The following is a 20,277-nucleotide window of genomic DNA, read 5'->3' on the forward strand; positions in this document are numbered from 1 at the left end:
TGATTGTACTCGGGGGTGACGAACACGGAGTCGTCGAAGCCCTTGATCCGCTCGGACCAGGCCAGCGTATGCGCGTGCTTGTAGTTGCCCATGACGGGAGGGATCGGCTCGTCGTACAAGGGCAGGGCGTAGTCGGCGATGTCCACGAGCTCGAAGGACGCGTCGTCCCGTTTGACGGCGATCTCGTATACCCACTTGGCGACGTCTTCGGCTTTGCGTCCGGGACGCGTGCTTCCGATGATGATGGCGATCTTTGTCATGTATGATTCCTCCAGCCGAGATATGTAGGAGCCGTCTCCCCGTGCTCATGGTGGCTGAAGCGATGCGGGTCCGCGGGAGGAGCTTGCCTTGCAAGTATCGTAGCCCAGACGGCGGGATTGATCAAGCGGGGAAAAGCAGGCGGCCGTTAGCATGAGCCCTTCGCTCCATGTAGCCTGCGGATAGCGCCATCTCCATATGCGCCTGATCTACAGTCTTCCTAACAACAGCCCAGACGCATCGCGCCTGGGCTGTTTCGAGCACGCATTTACACGCCGGGTCTCGAATAGATCTTCCGCTTGTGAAAGGAGATCGAGCGGTACTTCCCCGCGAGCTTCCGCAGTCGTGCCGGCGTCAACGAGGAGTACGACGTGTGCAGGCTTTTGTTCAAAGCGGACTTCATGACGATGCCGCGGGGGTTGCGGCCGTGCAAGAAGTTGCCGTACGTCTCGAATTCGGAAAAGCCGAACTGCTTCGTCTTGTCGATGCTGCCGATGATCGCCTTGTACCAGCGCTTGCCGTGGCGCGCCTCGATTTTCCCCTTTAACTGCCGGACCTTCGACTTGTTAAACAGCATGTAGTGCGTGACGAAGGAACGGGGCGCGGTTGCCCTGGTGCCGAGCAGCTTGCGGTACGTGCGGAAGTACTCGCCCTGGCTCCAGCTCCTGCAGTAAAAAATCGGCCGCCCGCCCGTCACGAACCGGTGGGGCCGAATCAGCACCGTATCCGCGTCCGCCACGAGGTAGTGGCCTGCCGCGCCGAGCTTGCTGCCTGCGAGCTTGAGCAGCTGCTGGTAGAGCCAGCCCGCGCGATTCCAGCGTTTGGTGCCGTAGCGGATATCCTTTTTGCCGATCGGCAGCACCGTCCGCTCGTCGACGAACTTGCAGCCTTTTCTCCGGCAGAGCGCCCGGATTCGCTTGCTGTTCGGCGAGACGATCATAAAGCTGGCGATCGGATGCTTAACCTGCTTGCGGATGCCGTCGATCACGTGGGGCAGGGTGCCCAGATCCTTTTCGATCGCGGGGATCAGCACGTCGATGCGGGGGCCCGTCTTTCCTGCGCCTGATTGGGCTGAAGCCATGTCGCTCGCCTCTCCTTTCCGCTCACGGAGGCCGTTTGCCGGCTATTTTTGGTCCATGTGGTACAGCTTATGACGCTCGCGGGCATTGGCTTGGGCCGGCGACTGGAAAATCACTTTGCCAGCGTTGATAATAAGATAAGGAAGGTTGACAGGAAAGGGTGCGCGCCTGTGGACGACTTGCGGATCAAGACAAGCTTTGGATGGTTGGAAGGGCAAGCCGAGAACGGCGCGAGAGCGTGGAAGGGAATTCCGTACGCAAGGCCGCCGGTAGGCGAGCTGCGATTCGAAGCGCCAGAGCGTCCGGCGGCCTGGACGGGCGTCAGGCCGGCCAAAACGTTCGGCCCGCCGTGCCCGCAGCCCGGCGAGACCGCAGAGAAGTACGGTCTTCCGGCGGATACGCCGCAGCCTTGCGAGGATTGTCTGTACTTAAATATATGGGCACCCGCCAAACGAACGAAAAAGCCGCTGCCCGTCATGGTCTGGGTCCACGGCGGCGCTTTCGTCACCGGCACCGGCGCGGATCCGGCTTACGACGGCTCAGGCTTCGCCCGCCAAGGCGTGATCGCGGTCACGATCAATTACCGGCTCGGTCCCTTCGGATTTTTGCATCTTGCGCCGCTCGGCGAGGGCTTCGTCTCCAACGCGGGGCTGCTCGACCAGATCGCCGCGCTGTCCTGGGTCCGCTCGGAGATTGCCGCGTTCGGCGGGGATCCGGCGCAGGTGACCGTGTTCGGCGAGTCCGCAGGCGCGATGAGCATCGCCGCGCTGCTCGCGATGCCGGACGCGAAGGGCCTGTTCGCGCGGGCGATTCTGCAGAGCGGCGCCGCGCAGACGCTGCCGGCGGAGCAGGCCGAGCAGGTCACGGGGGGCCTCCTGTTGCTGCTCGGCATCGAGCGGTCCGACGCGCATCTCTTGAAGGCGTTGCCCGCGTCCGCCGTCATGCAGGCGGCCGAGGAGATGGGGAGGATGCTGGGCGGCGGACCGGCGATGCTCTTCCAGCCGGTCGTCGACGCGGCCACGCTGCCTGTCGAGCCGCTCGAGGGGGTTCGGGCAGGCGCGGCCGGCGGCGTCGCACTGCTCGTCGGCACGAACAGGGACGAAGGCGAATATTTCATTCGTCCGGGTTCGGCGCCCATGCCGCTGGAGGGCGCAATTCTCGGCGTCGAGCTGATGACCGACATTGCCGACGCGGCAGCGCTCGTGCATTCGTATCCGCATACGGCTCAAGGGCAGGCGGACATTATGACGGATTTGTTTTTCTGGCGCGCCGCGGTACGGCTCGCCGATGCGCAGGCCCGCCATGCGCCGGTCTGGATGTATCGGTTCGATTGGACTTCGCCTGTGCATCCGTCGCTGGCGCGCGCGGTGCATACGCGGGAGATCGTGTTTGTGTTCGGCAATCTGCAGGTGCTGGAGAGCCGGCTGGGCGTGACGCTGGGTCAGGACGCGCAGCGGCTGGCCGGGGAGATGCAGGCGGCATGGCTCGCTTTTGCGAAGACGGGATCGCCTGACACGGAGATGCTGGCGTGGCCGCCCTATGGGGAGCCGGAGCGGTTGACGATGATCTTCGGCGAGGTTGACGAATCGGCGGCCGTGTCGGATCCGGCGGCGGGCAAGCGCGCGCTGCTGGGCTTGTAGCAGGGATGACAGACGTGAATCGTCGCGATAAGTTACGGCGGGACATGGTAGTAGCTTAAAGGCTTAATAGGGTTAAAAAGCGTTGAACGGAACCAAGGAGGGGATCGGCTGATGAAAAAGAATCGATTGGGCGGCTCGGAGCTGTATGTCGGCGAGATCGGTCTTGGCTGCATGTCGCTGGGCACGGAGGAGACGAAAGCGGTCGCATTGATCGGAGAGGCGCTCGACCGGGGCGTCACGCTGCTGGATACGGCCGACCTGTACGACGGCGGGCGCAACGAGGAGCTGGTGGGCAAAGCGATCAAGGGCAAACGCGAACAGGTTGTGCTGGCTACCAAGGTGGGCAACCGGCGCGCGCCGGGCCAGGAAGGCTGGACGTGGGACGCCTCCAAGGCGTACATTCTGTCGGCCGTCCGGAATAGCCTGAAGCGGCTCGGCACCGACTATATCGACCTGTATCAGCTGCACGGCGGCACGTTGGACGATCCGATCGACGAGACGATCGAGGCGTTCGAGCAGTTGAAGCGCGAGGGCATCATTCGGGCGTACGGCATCTCCTCGATCCGGCCGAACGTCATCCGCGAGTATGCCGCGCGCTCCGGCATCGCGAGCGTCATGAATCAATACAGCATCGTCGACCGACGGGCCGAGGAGACGGTGCTGCCGCTTCTGGCGGAAAAAGGAATCGGCGTCATTGCGCGCGGACCCGTTGCGAGCGGGGCGCTGGCGGAAGGACGCGAGCCGGCAAAGGGCGTGCTCGACTACGAGCTGGACGAGCTGGTCGCACTGCGCAGCAAGCTGGAGCCGTTGACCTCTCCGGCGCGCAGTCTCTCGCAGCTCTCGATCCGCTATTCGCTCGGTCCCCCCGCGGTCGCCGCGGCGATCCCCGGAGCGAGCAGCCGCGAGCAGCTGCTGCAAAACCTCGCGGCCGCCGAAGTGCCTCCGCTTTCCGACGCCGAGCTCGAGGCGATCCGCGGCGCGAGCAAGGCAAACCTTTACGCGCTGCATCGCTGATGCCTTTGCATACGGCATCTTGGCCGAGCTGCCGAGCCGCCGCGCGCCGCAGTTAGCCAACAACCTCAGCCGCCGTCCCGCTCTCCCGTCGCGCGCTGCGCTTTTCCGAACAGCCTTCGGTACTCCGTCGGCGTGACGCCTTCATGCTCGCTGAAGCGCTTGTTAAAGTAGCTCGCGCTCGGATACCCCGCATCCTCCGCGATGCGCCCGACGGGCAGCGTCGGGTGCTCGAGCAGCCACTGCTTGGCCGCCTGCAGCCGGCAGCGGGTGACGAAGTCCATGGGCGAGAAGCCCATTGCCTGCCGGAACAGCTTGCAAAAATAATGGCGGCTCACGCCCGCGCGCGACGCCCAATCCTCAAGCATGAAGGGCGCGCAAGCTTCCCGCTGCATGTCGGGCAGCAGCTCCAGAATGCGGCGGTCGGTTCCTGCCGACTTGACGCCGGAGATCGGGACGGCTTGCTGAACGAACTCCGAGAACAGGGTGTAGGTCAGCATAGACAAGCGGACGGGGCGCAGCAGCTGATGCGCCTCAGCTTCGTCCAGCAGCGCCATATGCGCGTCCTCCCAGGCCTCCCGCTGCCGGAGGGACCAGACCGCGGACTGATGGAAGCCGAGCCGCATCAGGTAGTCGCGCAGCTCCTCCCCGTAAAAGTGCACCCACCGCACGTCCCAAGGCTCGTCCTCGCTGCTATAGTAGCGCTGCCGCTGCAGCGGAAAATACAATACGGCATCTCCCGCCCGCAGCTCGTGCACGCCGGTCTCGGTCTCCGCATAGCCTTTGCCCGCCGCCACGTAATGGATGTTGAAATTGTTGAGCACGCCGGCTTCCCTCAGAACCGTATGATCGGGAAAATCGCTGTAGGCGCCCACCGATTCGGGCATGACGAGATACGGGCTTCCGGCCAGCGTCAGCAGATGCGCTTGTCTTTTCAAAGCCTTCCCCCTATATGACAATATTGTTTTAATATCGGTCAATAAGCTGTTATTTTAATTTTAAATGGTTGTTATTATACTGACAATATCATATTAATCCAACGTAAGCAGGGAGGCAGCGGTTCAATGGAACGCAAGCTGAGATGGGGAATTCTCGGATGCGCGGGCATCGCGGTTCGCGCGGTGATACCGGGTCTGCAGCAGTCGGAGCGGAACGTTGTGGCGGCCATCGCGAGCCGGGACGGGGACAAAGCGAAGGAGACGGCGGAGCGTCTCGGCATCGAACGCGCTTACGGCAGCTACGAAGCGCTGCTCGCGGACGATACGATCGACGCGGTCTACATACCGCTGCCGAATCACCTGCACCTGCCGTGGACGATCCGCGCTGCGGAGGCGGGCAAGCATGTCCTTTGCGAAAAGCCGATCGCGCTTGATGCGGCGGAGGCCGGGCGCATGGTCGAGGTTTGCCAAGAGAAGGGCGTGCATCTGGCGGAGGCGTTCATGTACCGCCATCATCCGCGCTACCGCATGATCCGGCAAATGGTCGAGTCCGGCGAGATCGGTGAGGTCCGGGGCATTCACGGCACGTTTACCTTCAACAACGCCGCCAATCATACGAACATCCGCTATCGGCGCGACTGGGGCGGCGGCTCGGTGTACGACGTCGGCTGCTATCCGATCAGCGCGGCAAGGCTCATTCTCGGGCAAGAGCCGGAGGCGGCGACGGCGCATGCGTTTTTCTCGCCCGAGCACGACGGCGTCGATATGATGGCATCCGGGCTGGTCGAATTCGCGGGCGGCGTGGCGCTGACCTTCGACTGCGGCATGTGGGCGTCCTCGCGCAATACGCTCGAGGTGCTGGGCACCCAGGGGAGCATTCAGGTGCCTTCGGCATTCGTCGCCGGGCCTGACGGCGGATACAACTTTTTCGTCGTCTCCAAAGACGGCAGACGGGAGATCGAGGTGCCGCGCGGCAATCAATATGCACTGCAAGGCGACGAATTTGCCGGTGCGGTGTTGGACGGTGCGGCGCCGGCGTTCGGACCGGAGGACGCGGTGCGCAACATGAAGGTCATCGACGCGGTGCTGCGATCGGCTTCCGAACGCGCGCGCATCGTCATTTAAATAAAGGAGGTTGTGCGCATGGATTACATCGACATTCCGGGATCGCGATTGCCCGTGTCCCGCCTGATCAAGGGAACCGATTATTTTTACCACCACGCGTACGAGCTGGCGGCGGCTAACATGGATGCCTTTCTGGCGCTCGGCGGCAACGCCGTAGACAGCGCGCACATCTATTGCGGCGGACAGAGCGAAGAGGTACTGGGCAAGTATATGGAGGAACGCGGCAACCGGGACAAGATCGTCATCCTGACGAAGGGGGCGCATCATGACCAGAACGGCCCGCGTGTGAACAAGCAGGCGATCGCGGACGATCTTCAAGTCAGCCTCGAACGGCTGCGGACGGATCACATCGAGCTGTACGCGCTGCATCGCGACGACCCCGACGTCCATGTCGGCGTCATCGTCGAGGCATTGAACGCGCACATCGAATCCGGCGCGATCGGGGCGATCGGCGGCTCCAACTGGACGTGGCAGCGGCTGCAGGAGGCCAACGAGTATGCCGCCGCCCACGGCCTCGTCGGCTTCACGTTCAGCAGCCCGAACCTCAGTCTTGCGAAGGCCAAGGAGCCTTACTGGAAGGACGCGGTCTCCGCGGACCAGGCGACGATCGACTGGCACGAGAAGCACCAGCTTCCGCTGCTCTCCTGGTCGTCGCAGGCGCGCGGCTTTTTCACGGGACGCTTCTCCCCGGATGACCGCAGCGACGCCGATCTGGTACGCGTGTTCTACAACGACGCCAACTGGGAGCGTCTTGCGCGCGCCGAACGGCTCGCCGCGGACAAAGGCGTCACCGCGATCCAGATCGCGCTCGCCTATGTGCTGAACCAGCCGTTCCCGGCCTGCGCGCTCATCGGCGCCCGCAACGCGGAGGAGCTTCGCTCCTGCGACGAGGCGATGCGCCTCGCGTTGACGCGAGAGGAGCTGGACTGGCTGGATTTGAAGAGGGAGACGGTCTGACGGACAGACACGAACGGGATGAAGCGGGATAGGATCCGCTTCGCCCGTTCTTTTTTATTTCATTCAGCCGGAGCGCGCCAAGAGCTTCATCTGGCAGGACGGCGATATCTGGTATGCGCTGGACTACTGGAGCGAGAACCATACGAGGGAGGAAGGTCTGCCGCAGCATTGGCTGAACCTGACCGACGCGCAGCGCGACCGGCTGCTCCGGTCCTTCGTCCCGCCCGGGCAGCTTCGGCAAGCGGACTACAGCGGCGCGGGCAACTCGTTTCCTCTCTACGACGAAGAGGATCTTGCGGCGGCAGAGCAGATTCTCGGGTTTGACGCGAAGCTGCCGCGCAGACTGCTAGACGACCGGCTGCAGCTGAGCGATGCGATGCTGCTCAGGCCGCAGGATCATAATACGGGCTTTTACTTCCGTCCGCCTGGCGACGCTCTGGAGCGAACGTATCGCGCGCCTTACGATGCTCCGATCGGCGATTTGAACGACTATGTGACTCTCTACCAGAGCCGCACGCCACTCATAGACAATACCAAACTTCCGCCAACAGACCATCTGGATGCGGGTGGCGTCGATGTGGCGATTTTCAAGGATCTAAAGCGCTCATTCGACCCGTACGGGATCGGCACGGGCCAGACGGACGACCGCAGCCATACCTATTATGCCTGGAGCGAGAACGGCCTTCATTACATGGCCTATTTCAGAGGTCTGGACGACCTGCAGCGTTCGCTGATCCAGGAGCTGTTGGGAGCCGAGGGCCAGTAGCCCTCCCTTCAGCCGCGCAATCCGTGGCAACGCTTCCGCCCTTTCAGCGTATGTACTCCTATACAACATGGGAGGGGATGACGCACATGGAAGTATTTCAAGGCGGCAAGACGCAGAAGACGTACCAGATGCCGCAGCTGCCCAAGCGCACGTGGCGGCTTATCGTTCTCGGCATCGTCGCGGTCATCGTCGTCTGGATCGGCTCGACGACGTTCTACACGGTGCAGGAGCAGGAGCAAGCGGCGATTCTGACGTTCGGCAAGTATACGGCGACGCAGGAGAAGCCGGGTCTGCACTTCAAGCTGCCTTCGCCGGTCCAGCGGGTCGTGAAGGTGCCGGCCAACCTGACGCAGAAGCTGCACATCGGCTACCGAGAGGACAGCGGCGGGAAGGTGACGCCGGTCGAATCCGAAGCGCTCATGATCACGGGCGACGAGAACATCGTCTCCGCCGACGCGGTCATCGAGTGGAGGGTGGCCAACATCCGCGACTATTTGTACAACATCGACGATCCGGAGCAGTTCCTGCGGAATTCGGCCAGCGCGGCGATTCGTTCCGTGATGGGCGCAACCAAGCTGGATTACGCGATCACGGAAGGCAAGACGGTCATCCAGACCGACGTCAAGAAAAAGCTTGAAGAGGTTCAGGAGAAGTACGGCACGGGCATTCATATCATCGACCTGAAGTTCCAGGATATCGAACCGCCCGAGGGCCAGGTGCAGACGGCGTTCAAGGAAGTCACCAATGCGCGCGAGGAGAAGAACACGAAGATCAACCAGGCGCAGAAGTACGTGAACGACCGGCTCCCCAAGGCGCGGGGAGAGGCGCAGGCACTCATCGAGCAGGCGGAGGCGCAGAAGAAGTCGCGGATTCTGAACGCGCAGGGCGACGTGGCGCAATTTAATGCCGTTTACAATGAATATGCTAAAAATCCGGAAGTCACCGCCGACCGCCTCGTGCTCGAGACGCTTGAGCAGATTTTGCCGAACGCCAAGGTCATCGTGACCGACGGCAGCGGGGATACGGTGAACTACCTGCCGCTCGACAGCTTCCTCAAAAACAGCGGCGCCAAGTCGACGACTTCAGGCGGCACGGGCGGTACTACGACGCAGCCTAACGCAGGCCAAGGAGGTGCCGGACAATGAACACCCGTAAATGGATCCTGACCGGGGTCGGCGCGCTGTTGCTTATCATTCTCCTCTCCGGCTCCATGTTCGTCGTCGGCGAGGGACAGTACAAGGTCGTGCTCAAGTTCGGCGAGGCGACGCGCATTCACCAGTCTCCCGGCATTCATTTTAAAATACCGTTTATCGAGTCCGTGCGCACGCTCCCCAAGTACCAGCGCATCTACGACAGCCAGCCGACGACGATTCTGACCAAAGACAAGAAGCCGATCATCGTCGACAATTACTCGGTATGGCGCATCGACGATCCGCATCGCTTCCTGCGATCGCTGCAGACCGTGTCTGCAGCTGAGGGACGCATCGGCGACGCCGTCTACAACGCGGTGCGGCGCAAGCTGTCGGAGATCGAATACGGCAGCATTATCAGCGAGACGACGGCGCGGGGCGACATCAACGACGAGATCACCCAGATGGTCAAGGACGTCGCGGCGAATCAGAACTACGGCATCGACATCATCGACGTGCGCATCAAGAAGACGGACCTGCCGGAGGAGAACAAGCAGAGCGTCTACAACCGCATGATCTCGGATCGGCAGTCAATCGCGGCCGGCTATCTGTCCGAGGGCGACGAGCAGTCGCGCAAGGTGACGTCCAACGCGGACCGTCAGGCGCAGGAGCTCATCGCGCAGGCCGAGGCGGATGCCAAGAAGATCGTGGCCGAGGGCGAGAAGGAAGCGGCGCGCATCTACAACGAGGCGTACGGCAAGGATCCGAAGTTTTACAAGCTGTATCGCACGCTGCAGAGCTACACGACGACGTTCAAGGGCGAGCCGGTCATCATGCTGCCTGCGGATTCGCCGTACACGCGGATCCTGCTGGGCGAGCGGTAAAGGCGCGATTCGGGTAGAGCCTTCTGGCATACGGGTAAATAAACACCACAGAGGGAGGCGATGCGGATGAGGCTATACGGTACGATGGGCAAGGCGGGACTGGCGTTGCTGCTGGCGATCGGGCTGGCTGCGCCGGCGCCCGGCGGCGCGGGTTCCGTAGCGGCGGCAGGGACCGCCGCTGCGAATGCCATCGTCGACGGCAAGCCCGTCGTCTTCGCGGAGGCGGCGCCGGTCATCCAGGCGGGGCGCATGCTCGTGCCCGCCCGCGCGCTGCTCGAAGCGATGGGCGCGCGCATGGCATGGGACCCGGACGCCCGGGTCGTGACCGCGACGATGGAGGCGGCACAGGGCGCCAGGACCGTGCTGAAGCTGAAGATCGGCTCGCCGTACGTGCAGCGGACGGTGACCGACGCCTCAGGCAAGGCGTCCGCCGACGTCGTGGAGCTCGACGTCGCCGCGCAGCTGCTGTCGGACAGCACGATGATTCCGCTGCGGGCGAGCGCGGAGCTGACCGGACATGCGCTCAAATGGCGGCAGGCGACCAAGACCGCCGTCATCTCGCAGCCCGACGCGGGCGTTGCGCCGGAGATGACGTTTAAGCAGTACGGGCTCTCCGGCGAGCTGTTCAAGCTGTCGAACGAGGAGATCGAGGCGTTTTTCCGGACCAACGACGTTCGCGCGCGGCACGGCAAGACCAAGCCGTTCGCGCTCAGCGTGCCGTTGTCCCTGGTCGCGCGCCTGAAGTCCGCCGATATGGGCGAACAGGGATACTTCAGCCACGACTCTCCGACCTACGGCGACCCGTTCGAGATGATGCGTGAGCAGGGGATCAAGTACCGGTCGGCGGCGGAGAACATCGCGGCAGGGCAGGAGACGCCTGCATCGGTCGTGGCCGCCTGGGAGAACAGCCCGGGCCATCTGAAGAACATGCTCGGCGACTACGAGCAGATCGGCATCGGCTATGCGTACTATACGGATTCCGATTATCGCAGCTATTGGACGCAGCAATTTATAAGTTCGTGATGACGAAAACGGGCAAAAAGGCCGGCCTCCGAGGAGCGCCGGCCTTCTTTCTGTCGCTGGATCAGGTGATGACGGTGATCGTCGGCGCCGAGATGGCCGGCGGCGTCGTCAATGTCGAGGCGCTGCCGAACGTGCTGACCTCGAGCAAGACGGGCGTGCCTTCGGCCAGATCTCCGGTTGCCAGCACCAGGCTGGCGGTGGTCAGCGTGGACAGGCCGCCTTGCTGCAGAATTCCGTTAACGTAGACGTTGTAGTAGCCGTCGGTCGGCGGGGCGGGCAGCGCGGCCACCGGATCGTCGGCGTCGTCGAGGAAGCTGGCCGCGGGAATTGTCGTCACGCCGCCTGCGATCATTGCGGCCGTGATTGCGGCATAGTAACGCGCCACGGTCGGGGTGACCGTTGTCGCAATGACGCCGCCGGTAGCCACGGGCGCGCTGGCGATGGCGGTGATGACGGGTTTGATGACGGGCATTGCATTCACCTCCTTGGGCCGAACGGTTTGCCTTGCGTGTCTCGGCTCTACTTACAGTACATGCTGTAGCAGGCCGGCGGGATACGGCAGATCGACCGCGTCATCCGGCTTATCTTGCGGCGGAGGGAGCAATCGCGGCCTCTCCCCGCTAACGGCCCAACGCGGGCGCGTAGGGCGCTGCATACAATAGGCTGACGGCAGACGCGGATAAGCCGGTTCGGCTGTCGGGGCGAGCCATGTAGAGGAAGCGCACCGGGAAAGGGGAGAGACGATCATGGGGACGACGAGCCTTCGATGCAAGCGAGCCAGGAAAAAGAGAGAACGCACGGTTTGGCGGCGTTCCCGCTCCTGCAGCGCGTGCAAAAACCGGGAAAGCGTTCGTCGACGCTGCCCGGCAGCGCGGCGGCAGAGGCGATCGCGCGATCGCCGCATACGGCCGGGGGCGACGGGGAACGGCGGCGGAACGCTGGGAGCCCAGGGAGAGCAAGGCATGCAGGGAGTACAGGGCGCGCGGGGCGATGCGGGGCTGCAGGGAATTCAGGGCTTGCGCGGCGACCCCGGACAGCGCGGCGAGCAGGGCCTGCCCGGACCGGCAGGGCCGGCAGGGGAGATTGGTCCGGCAGGTCCGCCGGGAGCGCCCGGTCCTGCCGGCGCTCCCGGAGCCCAAGGCGCGACGGGACCGGCGGGGCCCCCGGGGCCGAGCGGGGAGCCCGGACCCGCTGGACCGCCCGGCGCGCCCGGACCCGCGGGACCGACAGGCGCGCCCGGACCCGCGGGACCGACAGGCGCTACCGGTCCCGCAGGTCCGACAGGCGCTACCGGTCCCGCAGGTCCGCCGGGACCGCTGCCTACCGGCATTGCCGTTCGCCCGGTCAGCCTGCTGTATCTGGCCTTTTTAGAAGAAAGCACAAGCGACCCGGTCACGCTCGACGCCGGCCAGTTCACGGTAGATGGCGTGCCGGCGGCGCAATTCGAAGGACTGGGCCCGAGCGCCTATTCGATGCTGTATGTGAACGGTATGCCGCAGGAGCAGGATCTTTACGCGCTGACCTCCTCGGCCTTGACGATCGACCCCGAAGGCACGACGATTTTGGCCGGGACGCCGATTATGGTGCAGATCGTCAACTTTTCCGTGGAGATCACCGCGTAGCGAGGCAGCCGTTATCGTCCGATGCCTTCCCAGACCGAATCGTCCAGCTCGAGCAGCACGGGACAGTGATCGCTGCCCATGACGGCGCAGTCGATCGACGCTTCCCGCACGAAGGGGGCGAGCCGCGCGGATACGAGGAAGTAGTCGATACGCCATCCGACATTGCGTGCCCGGACGCCCGGCATATAGGACCACCAGGAGTACACGTCGGTCCGGTCCGGGTACAGATGGCGGAACGTATCGATAAACCCCGCGTCCAGCAGCTCGCTCATTTTCGCGCGCTCCTCGTCAGTGAAACCTGCGTTGCCGCGGTTCGGCTTCGGATTTTTCAGATCGATCTCCTCGTGCGCGACGTTCAAGTCGCCGCAGACGACGACGGGCTTGACCGCATCGAGCTCGGTCAAATATCGGCGGAACCGGTCTTCCCACGCCAGCCGCAGATCAAGGCGGGACAAGTCCCTGCGGGCGTTCGGCGTGTATACGTTGACCAGGTAGAAGCCTTCGAACTCCAGCGTCAGAATACGGCCTTCCTCCTCGGCGTCCTCTTCGATCCCGTACCGCACCGACAACGGCTTGCGCTTCGAGAACACCGCGGTGCCGGAGTAGCCTTTTTGCTGCGCATAATTCCAATATTGAACGTACCGCTCTCCGTGATCCACGTCGAGCTGGCCCTCCTGGAGCTTCGTCTCCTGCACGCAGAACAGATCCGCGTCCAGTGCGTCGAAATATTCGCCGAACCCTTTGTTCACCGCGGCCCGCAGTCCGTTCACGTTCCATGACGCCAGTTTCATCGTATAGTCTCCTTCGTCGATCGTCGCTTTTCTACAATTCTACCTGCTGTCGCCGATCCGTGTCGAATGGAACTATCATTCATGCGATAGAGGTGTGATAAATGTCACATACAGCGTCGTCGGCTCGGTGTATATAAGAAAAAGCTACCTAAATATGCCGGTGTCTGTCGGTTCGGGTCACACGGCTGTCGACGCCCGCGGGAGGTTCGTCATGAAGTGCGATATCAGGCGAGAGGAAGGCACGGTCGCGATCGTGCCGTCGGGCAGGATCGGCGTAGCCGAGGCGGTGGAGCTCCGGCACAGGCTGTTTCCCGAGTTAACGGTCGGCGTCCTGGACGTCTCGCTTCGAATGGGCGAGGTCACGGACCTGGACAGCTCGGGGCTTGGCCTGCTGCTGGCCTTGAGGAACCTGTGCGCGGACATCGGAGCGACGTTCGAAATCAGAGACGCGGGCGCCTGGCTGGAGCCTAAGCTTGACGCCGTCGGGCTGCTCTCGCGTAAGACGACATAGGAAAGCGGCATCGGGGAGGCATGGGCATGAGCGGATATTTGGCATCGGCGGGCGACATGAAGCATGACGAGACATTATGGACCCTCTATGCACGAATTTACCGCGATTCGCAGGAAGCGATCATGATTACGGACAGACACGCCCGCATTATGCAAGTGAACCCGTCCTTCTCCAGAATTACGGGCTACGACGAAGGCGAAGTCGTCGGGCTCACGCCGAGCGTGCTCAAGTCCGATTGCCAGCCGCCGGACTTTTACGCGCGGATGTGGGCGGCCATCCACCTCGACGGCAAGTGGAAGGGCGAGATCTGGAATCGGCGCAAAAACGGCGAGGTATACCCGCAATGGCTGTCGATCTCCGCGGTCAAGGACGAAGCCGGACAGCTGCAAAACTATATGGCGATGTTCCTAGATCTCACCGAGTACAAGAGCGCCGCCTCCAAGCTCAGACTGCACGCGCAGGTGTTCAGCCATGCGGGCGAAGGCATTATGATCACGGATGCGGAGCTCCGAATCCTGTCCGTCAACAAGGCGTTCACCGCGGTTACCGGCTATTCGGAAGAAGAGGCTTGCGGGCATACGCCCGCCCTGCTGCGGTCCGGCAGGCACGGACGGGATTTTTACGACGGGATGTGGGCGAGTCTCCGCGGCACAGGCAGATGGCAGGGGGAGATCTGGAATCGGCGGAAGGGCGGCGAGCTGTATCCCGAATTTCTCGCCATCACGACGCTGCGCGACGAGCAAGGGGAGGTCACGAACTACATCGGCATGTTCAAGGACACCACCGAGCGCAAGCAGTCGGAGGACAAGCTGAAGTATCTCGCCCACTACGATGCGTCGACCGGACTGCCCAACCGGGCGCTGCTGCAGGAGATGCTTCAGGACGTCATGGAGGGCTGCCGGACCAAGGGTGAGCGGCTTGGCGTGCTGTTCATCGACCTGGTCCGGATCAAGTCGGTCGACGATTCGCTCGGGCACGATGCGGGCGACAAGGTGCTGCGGCAAATGGGTGAACGTCTGAAGCGGGCGGTCCGCACAGGGGACGTCGTGTCGAGGCTCGGCGGGGACGAATTTATCGTCGTGCTGCGGAGCCTGAAGCGCGTGGAGGAAGCGCTGGAAACGTCGCGGCGAATCGCGGAGCTGATGGAGCGCCCCTTCGAAGGGGCGGACAACGAGATTTACATGACGGCCAGCATCGGCATCAGCCTGTATCCGGATCACGGCAAGGATCTGGAATCGCTCATGCGTCATGCGGACCTGGCCATGTACGAGGCCAAATCGCTCGGCACGGGTCCGCAGGTGTTCAACGAGGGGATCAGCGACGCCTTTTTGCGCAAGCTTCGGCTGGAGCGGGAGCTGCGGTTCGCGGCCGAACGCGGGGAGCTTCAGCTCGTCTACCAGCCGCAGATCGGATTGGCGAGCGGCAGGCTGGAGGGCATGGAGTCGCTGCTGAGATGGCGGCATCCCGAGCTGGGCGCGATCCCGCCTTCGGAGTTCATCCCGATCGCGGAGGAGACGGGCCTGATCCGGGAGATCGGCGGTTGGGCGCTCGGGGAGGCATGCAGGCAGCTGGGCGAGTGGGACCGGGCGTTGCGGGCCGTGCCGGCGGTCGCGGTAAATTTGTCCGGCAGGCAATTCATGGCGCCGGACGTGGCGGCGTCGATCCGCGGCATCGTGCGGGAGGCAGGCTGCGATCCGCGTCAGATCGTGCTCGAGATCACGGAGAGCTTCGGCATCGTCGATATGGAGCCGGTCATCGCCGTGCTACGTGAGCTGAGGGCGGCGGGCTTCCGCATCGCGATCGACGACTTCGGCAAAGGCTACTCGGCGCTCGGGTACTTGAAGCAGCTGCCGATCGACATTTTGAAGATCGACAAGAGCTTCCTGACCGAGCTGACCACGGATCCGAAAAGCGAGGCGCTCACGCGCGCCATCATCCAAATGGCGCAAGGCATGGAGCTCCGCGTCATCGCAGAAGGCGTAGAGACGCCCGCGCAGATGGCCCGCCTGCGGGAGCTGCGCTGCGACATCGCGCAGGGCTACTACATCGACCGGCCGATGCCGGCGACGGAGTTGGAGGTCGGCTATTTGACGCCGGGGAGATGAGGTCGGCGGCTCAGGTCGATTAAAGGCAGAACATGACCCCATAACATCCGTCGGGCTGCATAAGCCGGCGGATTTTTTTATGTCATATCTGACAAACGACTCACCCGCCCCCCGAAGAAAGTCTCGACCAGAAACAAACCGCGTCAGACGTCTCGCCTACCACGGGGGGAAGTCTCGATTAGGAACAAACCGCGTTTGACGCTTCGCCGACCACGGAAGAAAGTCTCGGTTAGGAACAAATCGCGTCTGACGCCTCGCCTACCTCGGAAGAAAGTCTCGACCAGGAACAAACTGCGCTTGACGTCTCATTCGCCCCTGAAGGAAGTCTCGATCAGGAATAAAGCGCGCGCCTGACGCTTCGCCAACCTCGAAGGGAAGTCTCGCTGCCTCGCCATGAAGAGACCGATTGTGCGGCGCGCCAGGATATGTTACTTTCATGCCATGAGGAAATGTCCCGCGTTTACACGCTGAAGAGGAGGTTCCCGCCGTGGAATGGAACTACTACAACACCTTTATTGCCGTAGCTGACGACTGCCCCGTCGAGCACGGCGCAGTGCCGCCGGACAAGGCGGCCGGCAAGACGAAGCCGCGCATCGAATACGACATGATCGCCGGCGAGCCTTACGCACACACGCAGGAAGAGATTTTGTACGAGACCTACGTTCGCCACAAGCAGCTCTCGCCCGAGGAGCGGGATGCGCGCGAAGCGGAGATGCGGTCCGAATTCTACGGTAAGCCCAAAGCTTGCATGCGGGCCTCGATGCTGCCGAAGAAGTATGGCTGGGGCTTGCACTTCAACGCCGAGGGGAAGGTTGCACTCGTGCCCAAGGAATCGGAGGACTACGGCCGGTTCGCGGACGGTGAGATCGAAGGCGTGAGGGTGCTCAAGGCGATGCGCAATAAAAAGGCTTGACGGGGAGAGACGAACGGGTGCAAGCGTGCGCCTGCCGGTCAAGCGCGCGTCAAAAAGGCTTGAGCCGTCCAAGCGGGCTCAAGCCTTTTAATGTTGGCCGCGATTGCGCTACAGCCGGCTCTATCGGTCAGTCCGCGTCTTCCGCGCTCTGCTCGCCGACATCCGTCTCCACGGTGTTTGCGCCCGGCGCTTCGGCGTCAGCCTTCGCCCCGGCTTCCCGCGTTTCGCCTTGACGATCCGCGCTTTTAGGCTTAGGCGGCCTGGGCGGCTTTGCCGTCTCCGCTTCGAAGTAAGCCTTCAGCTCCGCTGCCTTGCGCGGATCGGAGAGGTCGATCTTGCCGGCAAGCACATGCTCCGTCAGCAGCTCCCAATTCATCGCGAACTTCTGCGATTGAGCGAGCCGGATCGCATTTTTGACCGTGCGCCGTTCCTTCGCGTTGCTGAACGTGTCCTTGTACTGCTTCGCGTCCTTCTCGGGATCGAGCTTGGCGAACGTCTTGCGGAAAATCTCCGCCGTCATCCGCGCGTCGTCCAGCGCCCGGTGAGCCGAGCCCTCGGACGCTATGCCGAGCTCCTCGAGCGCCGCTTCGACGCTGACGTCGTTGGTTAGCCCATGGCTGCGCAGGTATACCTTGAGCAAGTCGTAGTAGACGGCGGACATCCAGTAGGCATCGTCCAGCTTGTGCATGCGCGTATCGAGCACGATCCGCTTGAAGTCTTCGCCGCCCCAAGTGACGAACCGGCACGCCTCGCTGCGGCCGAGCCACGCCAGAAACGACCGGATGACGGGCACGAAGCCCTCTGCGCGGTCAATATCCTCCTGCGGGATGCCGGTTTTTTTCTTAATGAAGCTGTTCAGCTTGGAAAAGTAGACGGGCTTGATGAGCGCCGAAAACTCGTCCACCGCCTCCAGCGCGTCGTTCAGCCGCACCGCCCCGATCTCGATCACTTCCATGGGCAGCTCGCTCGCGAATTTGCGCCCGTTGAATTCGATATCCAGTATGATGTAGTCCACGTTGGCGACCTCCGAATTGTCCAGATACCCTTATCTTATCAAAAATCCGAAAGCAAAGCCCTCCGCAACGCTAAAGCTTTTAGGAAGTAAAGCATTGACAAGGGGTATCTGGGCATGATATTTATTAATCAATAAATAAATTTGATTTGGAGTTGCGGCACATGACACCCAGGGACGAAGCAGCCTCTGCATCGCGCAAAGAGCAAATTCTCGACGCGGCCGCCGAGTTGTTCGCGCTTCAAGGCTTTTACAAGACGACGACGGCGCTGGTCGCGAAGGCGGTTGGCGTGACGCAGCCCTATGTGTTCCATTTTTTCGGAACGAAGGAGGAGTTGTTCCTTGCCGTGTTGGACCGCGGCTATCGCAGGCTGGTGCACGCTTTTTCCGCAGTGGAGAGTCCGCCCGAGGAGTTGGTTGACCGCATGGGCTGCGCGTTCAAGGATTTGCTTGGCACCCATCGCAACGAGATCCTGCTTCTCATGCAAGCCTACGCCATCCCGGAGACGGCGATCCGCCAGGAAGTGAAGTCGAAGTTCGACGAGATTCACCGGATGGTCGGCAGTCGATTTGCGCAGGCGGGCATTCCCCATGCGTCCGGCGAAGCCGGCATGTTCATCAGCATAGGCCTCCTCATCGCACTCTCGGAAATGTTGGAGCTGCCCAAGCTGCTCCCGTGGTACGAACCCGAGTAAAGCGCGGTGCGACCGCGAGCAGCAGGAGAGGGACCGTAAGTCGTTACCGCCAGGCAGAGGCGCTTGGCGGTTGCATTAGAGCATTAATTTATTTATCGATAAATAAGGAGTGGTAAAATGTCAACGATGTCAACTTTGCAAAGAAACCGGATGCTGGTCGTCGTCTGTCTGGCGCTGTTCATGGTCATGCTGGATACGCTGGTGCTCGGCGTGGCGCTGCCGTCGATCCAAAAGTCGTTCGACGCGGGCCTCGCGGAGCTTGAATGGTTCACCAACGGCTACACGCTGACCTTTGCCGTGCTGCTGATCCCATTCGGCATGCTGGGAGAACGGTTTGGACGCAAAAGAATGTTCCTGATCGGCATCGCGATCTTCACGTTAGGCTCGCTGGCCTCCGCGCTCAGCACGCATGCGCTGGGTCTTACGCTGGCGAGAGCGCTGCAAGGCATTGGCGGCGCGGCCATCACGCCGATCAGCCTTACGCTGGTCAGCGCGGCGTTCCCGGCCAAGTACAGAGCCGCTGCGATCGGCATCGTATCGGGCGTGTCCGGGCTCGGACTCGCCACGGGGCCGCTCGTCGGCGGGCTCATCGTGAACGGCTCGCCCTGGCAGACGATTTTTTGGATCAACGTTCCGGTCGGCGCACTCGCCGTCGCGTTCGGCTTGCTCTGGATCCGCGAATCCAAAGGCGAGGAGAAACGTCTCGATCTGTTCGGCCTGGTGCTCATCGCCGCTTCGCTGCTCGGCATCGTATTCGGACTCGTTCGGGGCAACGAAGCCGGCTGGGGCGAATTCGAAGTTTGGGGCCCGCTCGCGGGAGGCCTGCTGCTGCTCCCCGCTTTCGTCGCCTGGGAATGGCGCCATCCGTACCCGCTCCTATCGCTTCGCCTGTTCAAGAGCCGTGACTACTCAGCGCTGATCGCGGTCGGATTTTGGCTGTACGCCGGCATCTTCGGGGCGATCTTCTTGCTCACGCTGTTCCTTCAACAAGCGCAGGGCTACTCCGCGCTCGGCGCGGGTGTCCGCGAGATGGCCTGGACCGGCGCCACGATGGTCGCCGCACCGCTGGCGGGGATCGTCATCGGACGCCTGGGCACCCGCCGCGTACTGCTCGCCGGCCTGCTGCTGCAGACAGCCGCGCTCCTGTTGTTCGCGATCCTTATTGTCGTGAACGGCCCCGTATTCTCCTTCGCCTACCTGGCGCCCGCGATGGTGCTGGCCGGACTCGGCATGGGGCTCAGCATGACGCCGTTGTCCGAAGGCGTGCTCTCCGCCGTGCCGGAGTCGTCTTCCGGCGAGGCGAGCGGCGTCGCCAACGCTACGCGGGAGCTCGGCGGCGTATTCGGCATCGCCATCGGCAGCCTCGTGTTCAAGCAGGGCGGCGAGATCGCAACGCCCGACCAGTTCGGGGCGCATCTGACGCCCGTGCTGTACGTCTACGCGGCCATGCTCGGCGCCGCATTCCTCGCGACGCTGCTGTTCTACAAGCGATCCCAGCTTGAGGCGGGCGAGTCGGGCAAAGTGCTGCCAGCCGGCGCGGCCGCGGAATAAGAAGAAGCGACGGATAAATCCATGTATGCGCGAAGAACGGTCGAAGCTTTTCGGCCGTTCTTTTTATCTTGTTAGAAAGTATAAAATCGACAGGTAACGCTGTACAGCGCCTCTTCGGCGCGGAATACGCCGCACGCCCGACAGGCAACGCTGTACAGCGCCTTATGCCCCCTACTAGTATCGCCGCGCGATACGAGATAGGGGATTATGCTGAAAAGCTCCCTCGCGCAGCAGCGTCCAATAGCCCCGTTCATTCACGGTGAAGA

General features: G+C 62.6%; 20 protein-coding genes. 14 read left to right on the forward strand and 6 right to left on the reverse strand.

The features are described 5' to 3' along the window. Nucleotides 1–260, reverse strand: a 260-nt coding sequence (locus tag KVT38_RS20780) for an NADPH-dependent FMN reductase (protein WP_217595665.1), incomplete at its 3' end; no start/stop codon positions are given. Between the two features lie 266 nt (nt 261–526). Continuing rightward, nucleotides 527–1,339, reverse strand: a complete 813-nt coding sequence (locus KVT38_RS20785) for a DUF6492 family protein (protein ID WP_217595666.1) — start codon at nt 1,337–1,339, stop codon at nt 527–529. A gap of 168 nt (nt 1,340–1,507) precedes the next feature. Between KVT38_RS20785 and KVT38_RS20790 the strand changes: the two genes are divergently transcribed. Continuing rightward, nucleotides 1,508–2,977: a carboxylesterase/lipase family protein gene (locus KVT38_RS20790; RefSeq protein ID WP_217595667.1), complete on the forward strand. Its 1,470-nt coding sequence runs from the start codon at nt 1,508–1,510 to the stop codon at nt 2,975–2,977. Nucleotides 2,978–3,088: 111 nt separating this feature from the next. Further along, entirely contained in the window at nt 3,089–3,991 is a 903-nt protein-coding gene (locus tag KVT38_RS20795) for an aldo/keto reductase (protein ID WP_217595668.1), read from the forward strand. 65 nt (nt 3,992–4,056) lie between these two features. On the opposite strand, the gene KVT38_RS20800 is transcribed toward KVT38_RS20795, so the two are convergent. After that, nucleotides 4,057–4,926, reverse strand: a complete 870-nt coding sequence (locus tag KVT38_RS20800; RefSeq protein WP_217595669.1) for a helix-turn-helix transcriptional regulator — start codon at nt 4,924–4,926, stop codon at nt 4,057–4,059. A gap of 126 nt (nt 4,927–5,052) precedes the next feature. On the opposite strand from KVT38_RS20800, the gene KVT38_RS20805 reads away from it, so the two are divergent. The 6 genes from KVT38_RS20805 (at nt 5,053) to KVT38_RS34880 (ending at nt 10,811) form a co-directional block, all read left to right on the forward strand. Then, a complete protein-coding gene (locus KVT38_RS20805) occupies nt 5,053–6,051 on the forward strand; it encodes a Gfo/Idh/MocA family protein (RefSeq protein ID WP_217595670.1) in 999 nt (332 codons plus the stop codon). A gap of 18 nt (nt 6,052–6,069) precedes the next feature. Next, nucleotides 6,070–7,008, forward strand: a complete 939-nt coding sequence (locus KVT38_RS20810) for an aldo/keto reductase (protein ID WP_217595671.1) — start codon at nt 6,070–6,072, stop codon at nt 7,006–7,008. A 376-nt stretch (nt 7,009–7,384) separates the two neighbouring features. Beyond that, nucleotides 7,385–7,774, forward strand: coding sequence for a hypothetical protein (locus KVT38_RS20815; protein WP_217595672.1), 390 nt, complete (start codon nt 7,385–7,387; stop codon nt 7,772–7,774). 86 nt (nt 7,775–7,860) lie between these two features. Continuing rightward, nucleotides 7,861–8,919 carry an FtsH protease activity modulator HflK gene (hflK, locus tag KVT38_RS20820; protein ID WP_217595673.1) on the forward strand — a complete coding sequence of 353 codons (1,059 nt, stop codon included), beginning with the start codon at nt 7,861–7,863 and terminating at the stop codon, nt 8,917–8,919. Then, complete coding sequence (hflC, locus tag KVT38_RS20825) at nt 8,916–9,788, forward strand: protease modulator HflC (RefSeq protein ID WP_217595674.1); 873 nt, start codon at nt 8,916–8,918, stop codon at nt 9,786–9,788. The genes hflK and hflC overlap by 4 nt, the downstream gene beginning before the upstream one ends. Nucleotides 9,789–9,854: 66 nt before the next feature. Next, nucleotides 9,855–10,811 carry a stalk domain-containing protein gene (locus KVT38_RS34880; RefSeq protein WP_254639397.1) on the forward strand — a complete coding sequence of 319 codons (957 nt, stop codon included), beginning with the start codon at nt 9,855–9,857 and terminating at the stop codon, nt 10,809–10,811. 61 nt (nt 10,812–10,872) lie between these two features. Here KVT38_RS34880 and KVT38_RS20835 read toward each other — a convergent pair whose 3' ends face one another. Continuing rightward, the gene (locus KVT38_RS20835) at nt 10,873–11,283 is read right to left on the reverse strand and encodes a DUF4183 domain-containing protein (protein WP_217595675.1); all 411 of its coding nucleotides are present in this window, start codon (nt 11,281–11,283) and stop codon (nt 10,873–10,875) included. A 490-nt stretch (nt 11,284–11,773) separates the two neighbouring features. On the opposite strand from KVT38_RS20835, the gene KVT38_RS20840 reads away from it, so the two are divergent. Continuing rightward, entirely contained in the window at nt 11,774–12,433 is a 660-nt protein-coding gene (locus KVT38_RS20840) for a DUF4183 domain-containing protein (RefSeq protein WP_217595676.1), read from the forward strand. A gap of 11 nt (nt 12,434–12,444) precedes the next feature. Here KVT38_RS20840 and KVT38_RS20845 read toward each other — a convergent pair whose 3' ends face one another. Beyond that, nucleotides 12,445–13,224, reverse strand: a complete 780-nt coding sequence (locus tag KVT38_RS20845; protein ID WP_217595677.1) for an exodeoxyribonuclease III — start codon at nt 13,222–13,224, stop codon at nt 12,445–12,447. A gap of 211 nt (nt 13,225–13,435) precedes the next feature. On the opposite strand from KVT38_RS20845, the gene KVT38_RS20850 reads away from it, so the two are divergent. The 3 genes from KVT38_RS20850 (at nt 13,436) to KVT38_RS20860 (ending at nt 16,753) form a co-directional block, all read left to right on the forward strand. Beyond that, nucleotides 13,436–13,735 carry an STAS domain-containing protein gene (locus tag KVT38_RS20850; protein WP_217595678.1) on the forward strand — a complete coding sequence of 100 codons (300 nt, stop codon included), beginning with the start codon at nt 13,436–13,438 and terminating at the stop codon, nt 13,733–13,735. A 26-nt stretch (nt 13,736–13,761) separates the two neighbouring features. Continuing rightward, nucleotides 13,762–15,840 (forward strand): EAL domain-containing protein, encoded by a 2,079-nt coding sequence (locus KVT38_RS20855; protein ID WP_217595679.1) that lies wholly within the window; start codon nt 13,762–13,764, stop codon nt 15,838–15,840. Between the two features lie 487 nt (nt 15,841–16,327). After that, a complete protein-coding gene (locus KVT38_RS20860; protein WP_217595680.1) occupies nt 16,328–16,753 on the forward strand; it encodes a DUF6157 family protein in 426 nt (141 codons plus the stop codon). Between the two features lie 127 nt (nt 16,754–16,880). On the opposite strand, the gene KVT38_RS20865 is transcribed toward KVT38_RS20860, so the two are convergent. After that, a complete protein-coding gene (locus tag KVT38_RS20865; protein WP_217595681.1) occupies nt 16,881–17,768 on the reverse strand; it encodes a 3'-5' exonuclease in 888 nt (295 codons plus the stop codon). 161 nt (nt 17,769–17,929) lie between these two features. Between KVT38_RS20865 and KVT38_RS20870 the strand changes: the two genes are divergently transcribed. After that, complete coding sequence (locus KVT38_RS20870; protein WP_217595682.1) at nt 17,930–18,460, forward strand: TetR/AcrR family transcriptional regulator; 531 nt, start codon at nt 17,930–17,932, stop codon at nt 18,458–18,460. Nucleotides 18,461–18,577: 117 nt separating this feature from the next. Beyond that, complete coding sequence (locus KVT38_RS20875) at nt 18,578–20,011, forward strand: MFS transporter (protein ID WP_217595683.1); 1,434 nt, start codon at nt 18,578–18,580, stop codon at nt 20,009–20,011. Nucleotides 20,012–20,277 lie beyond the last annotated feature (266 nt).

The organism is Cohnella sp. GbtcB17 (assembly GCF_019091135.1).
Classification (GTDB): Bacteria; Bacillota; Bacilli; order Paenibacillales; family Paenibacillaceae; genus Cohnella.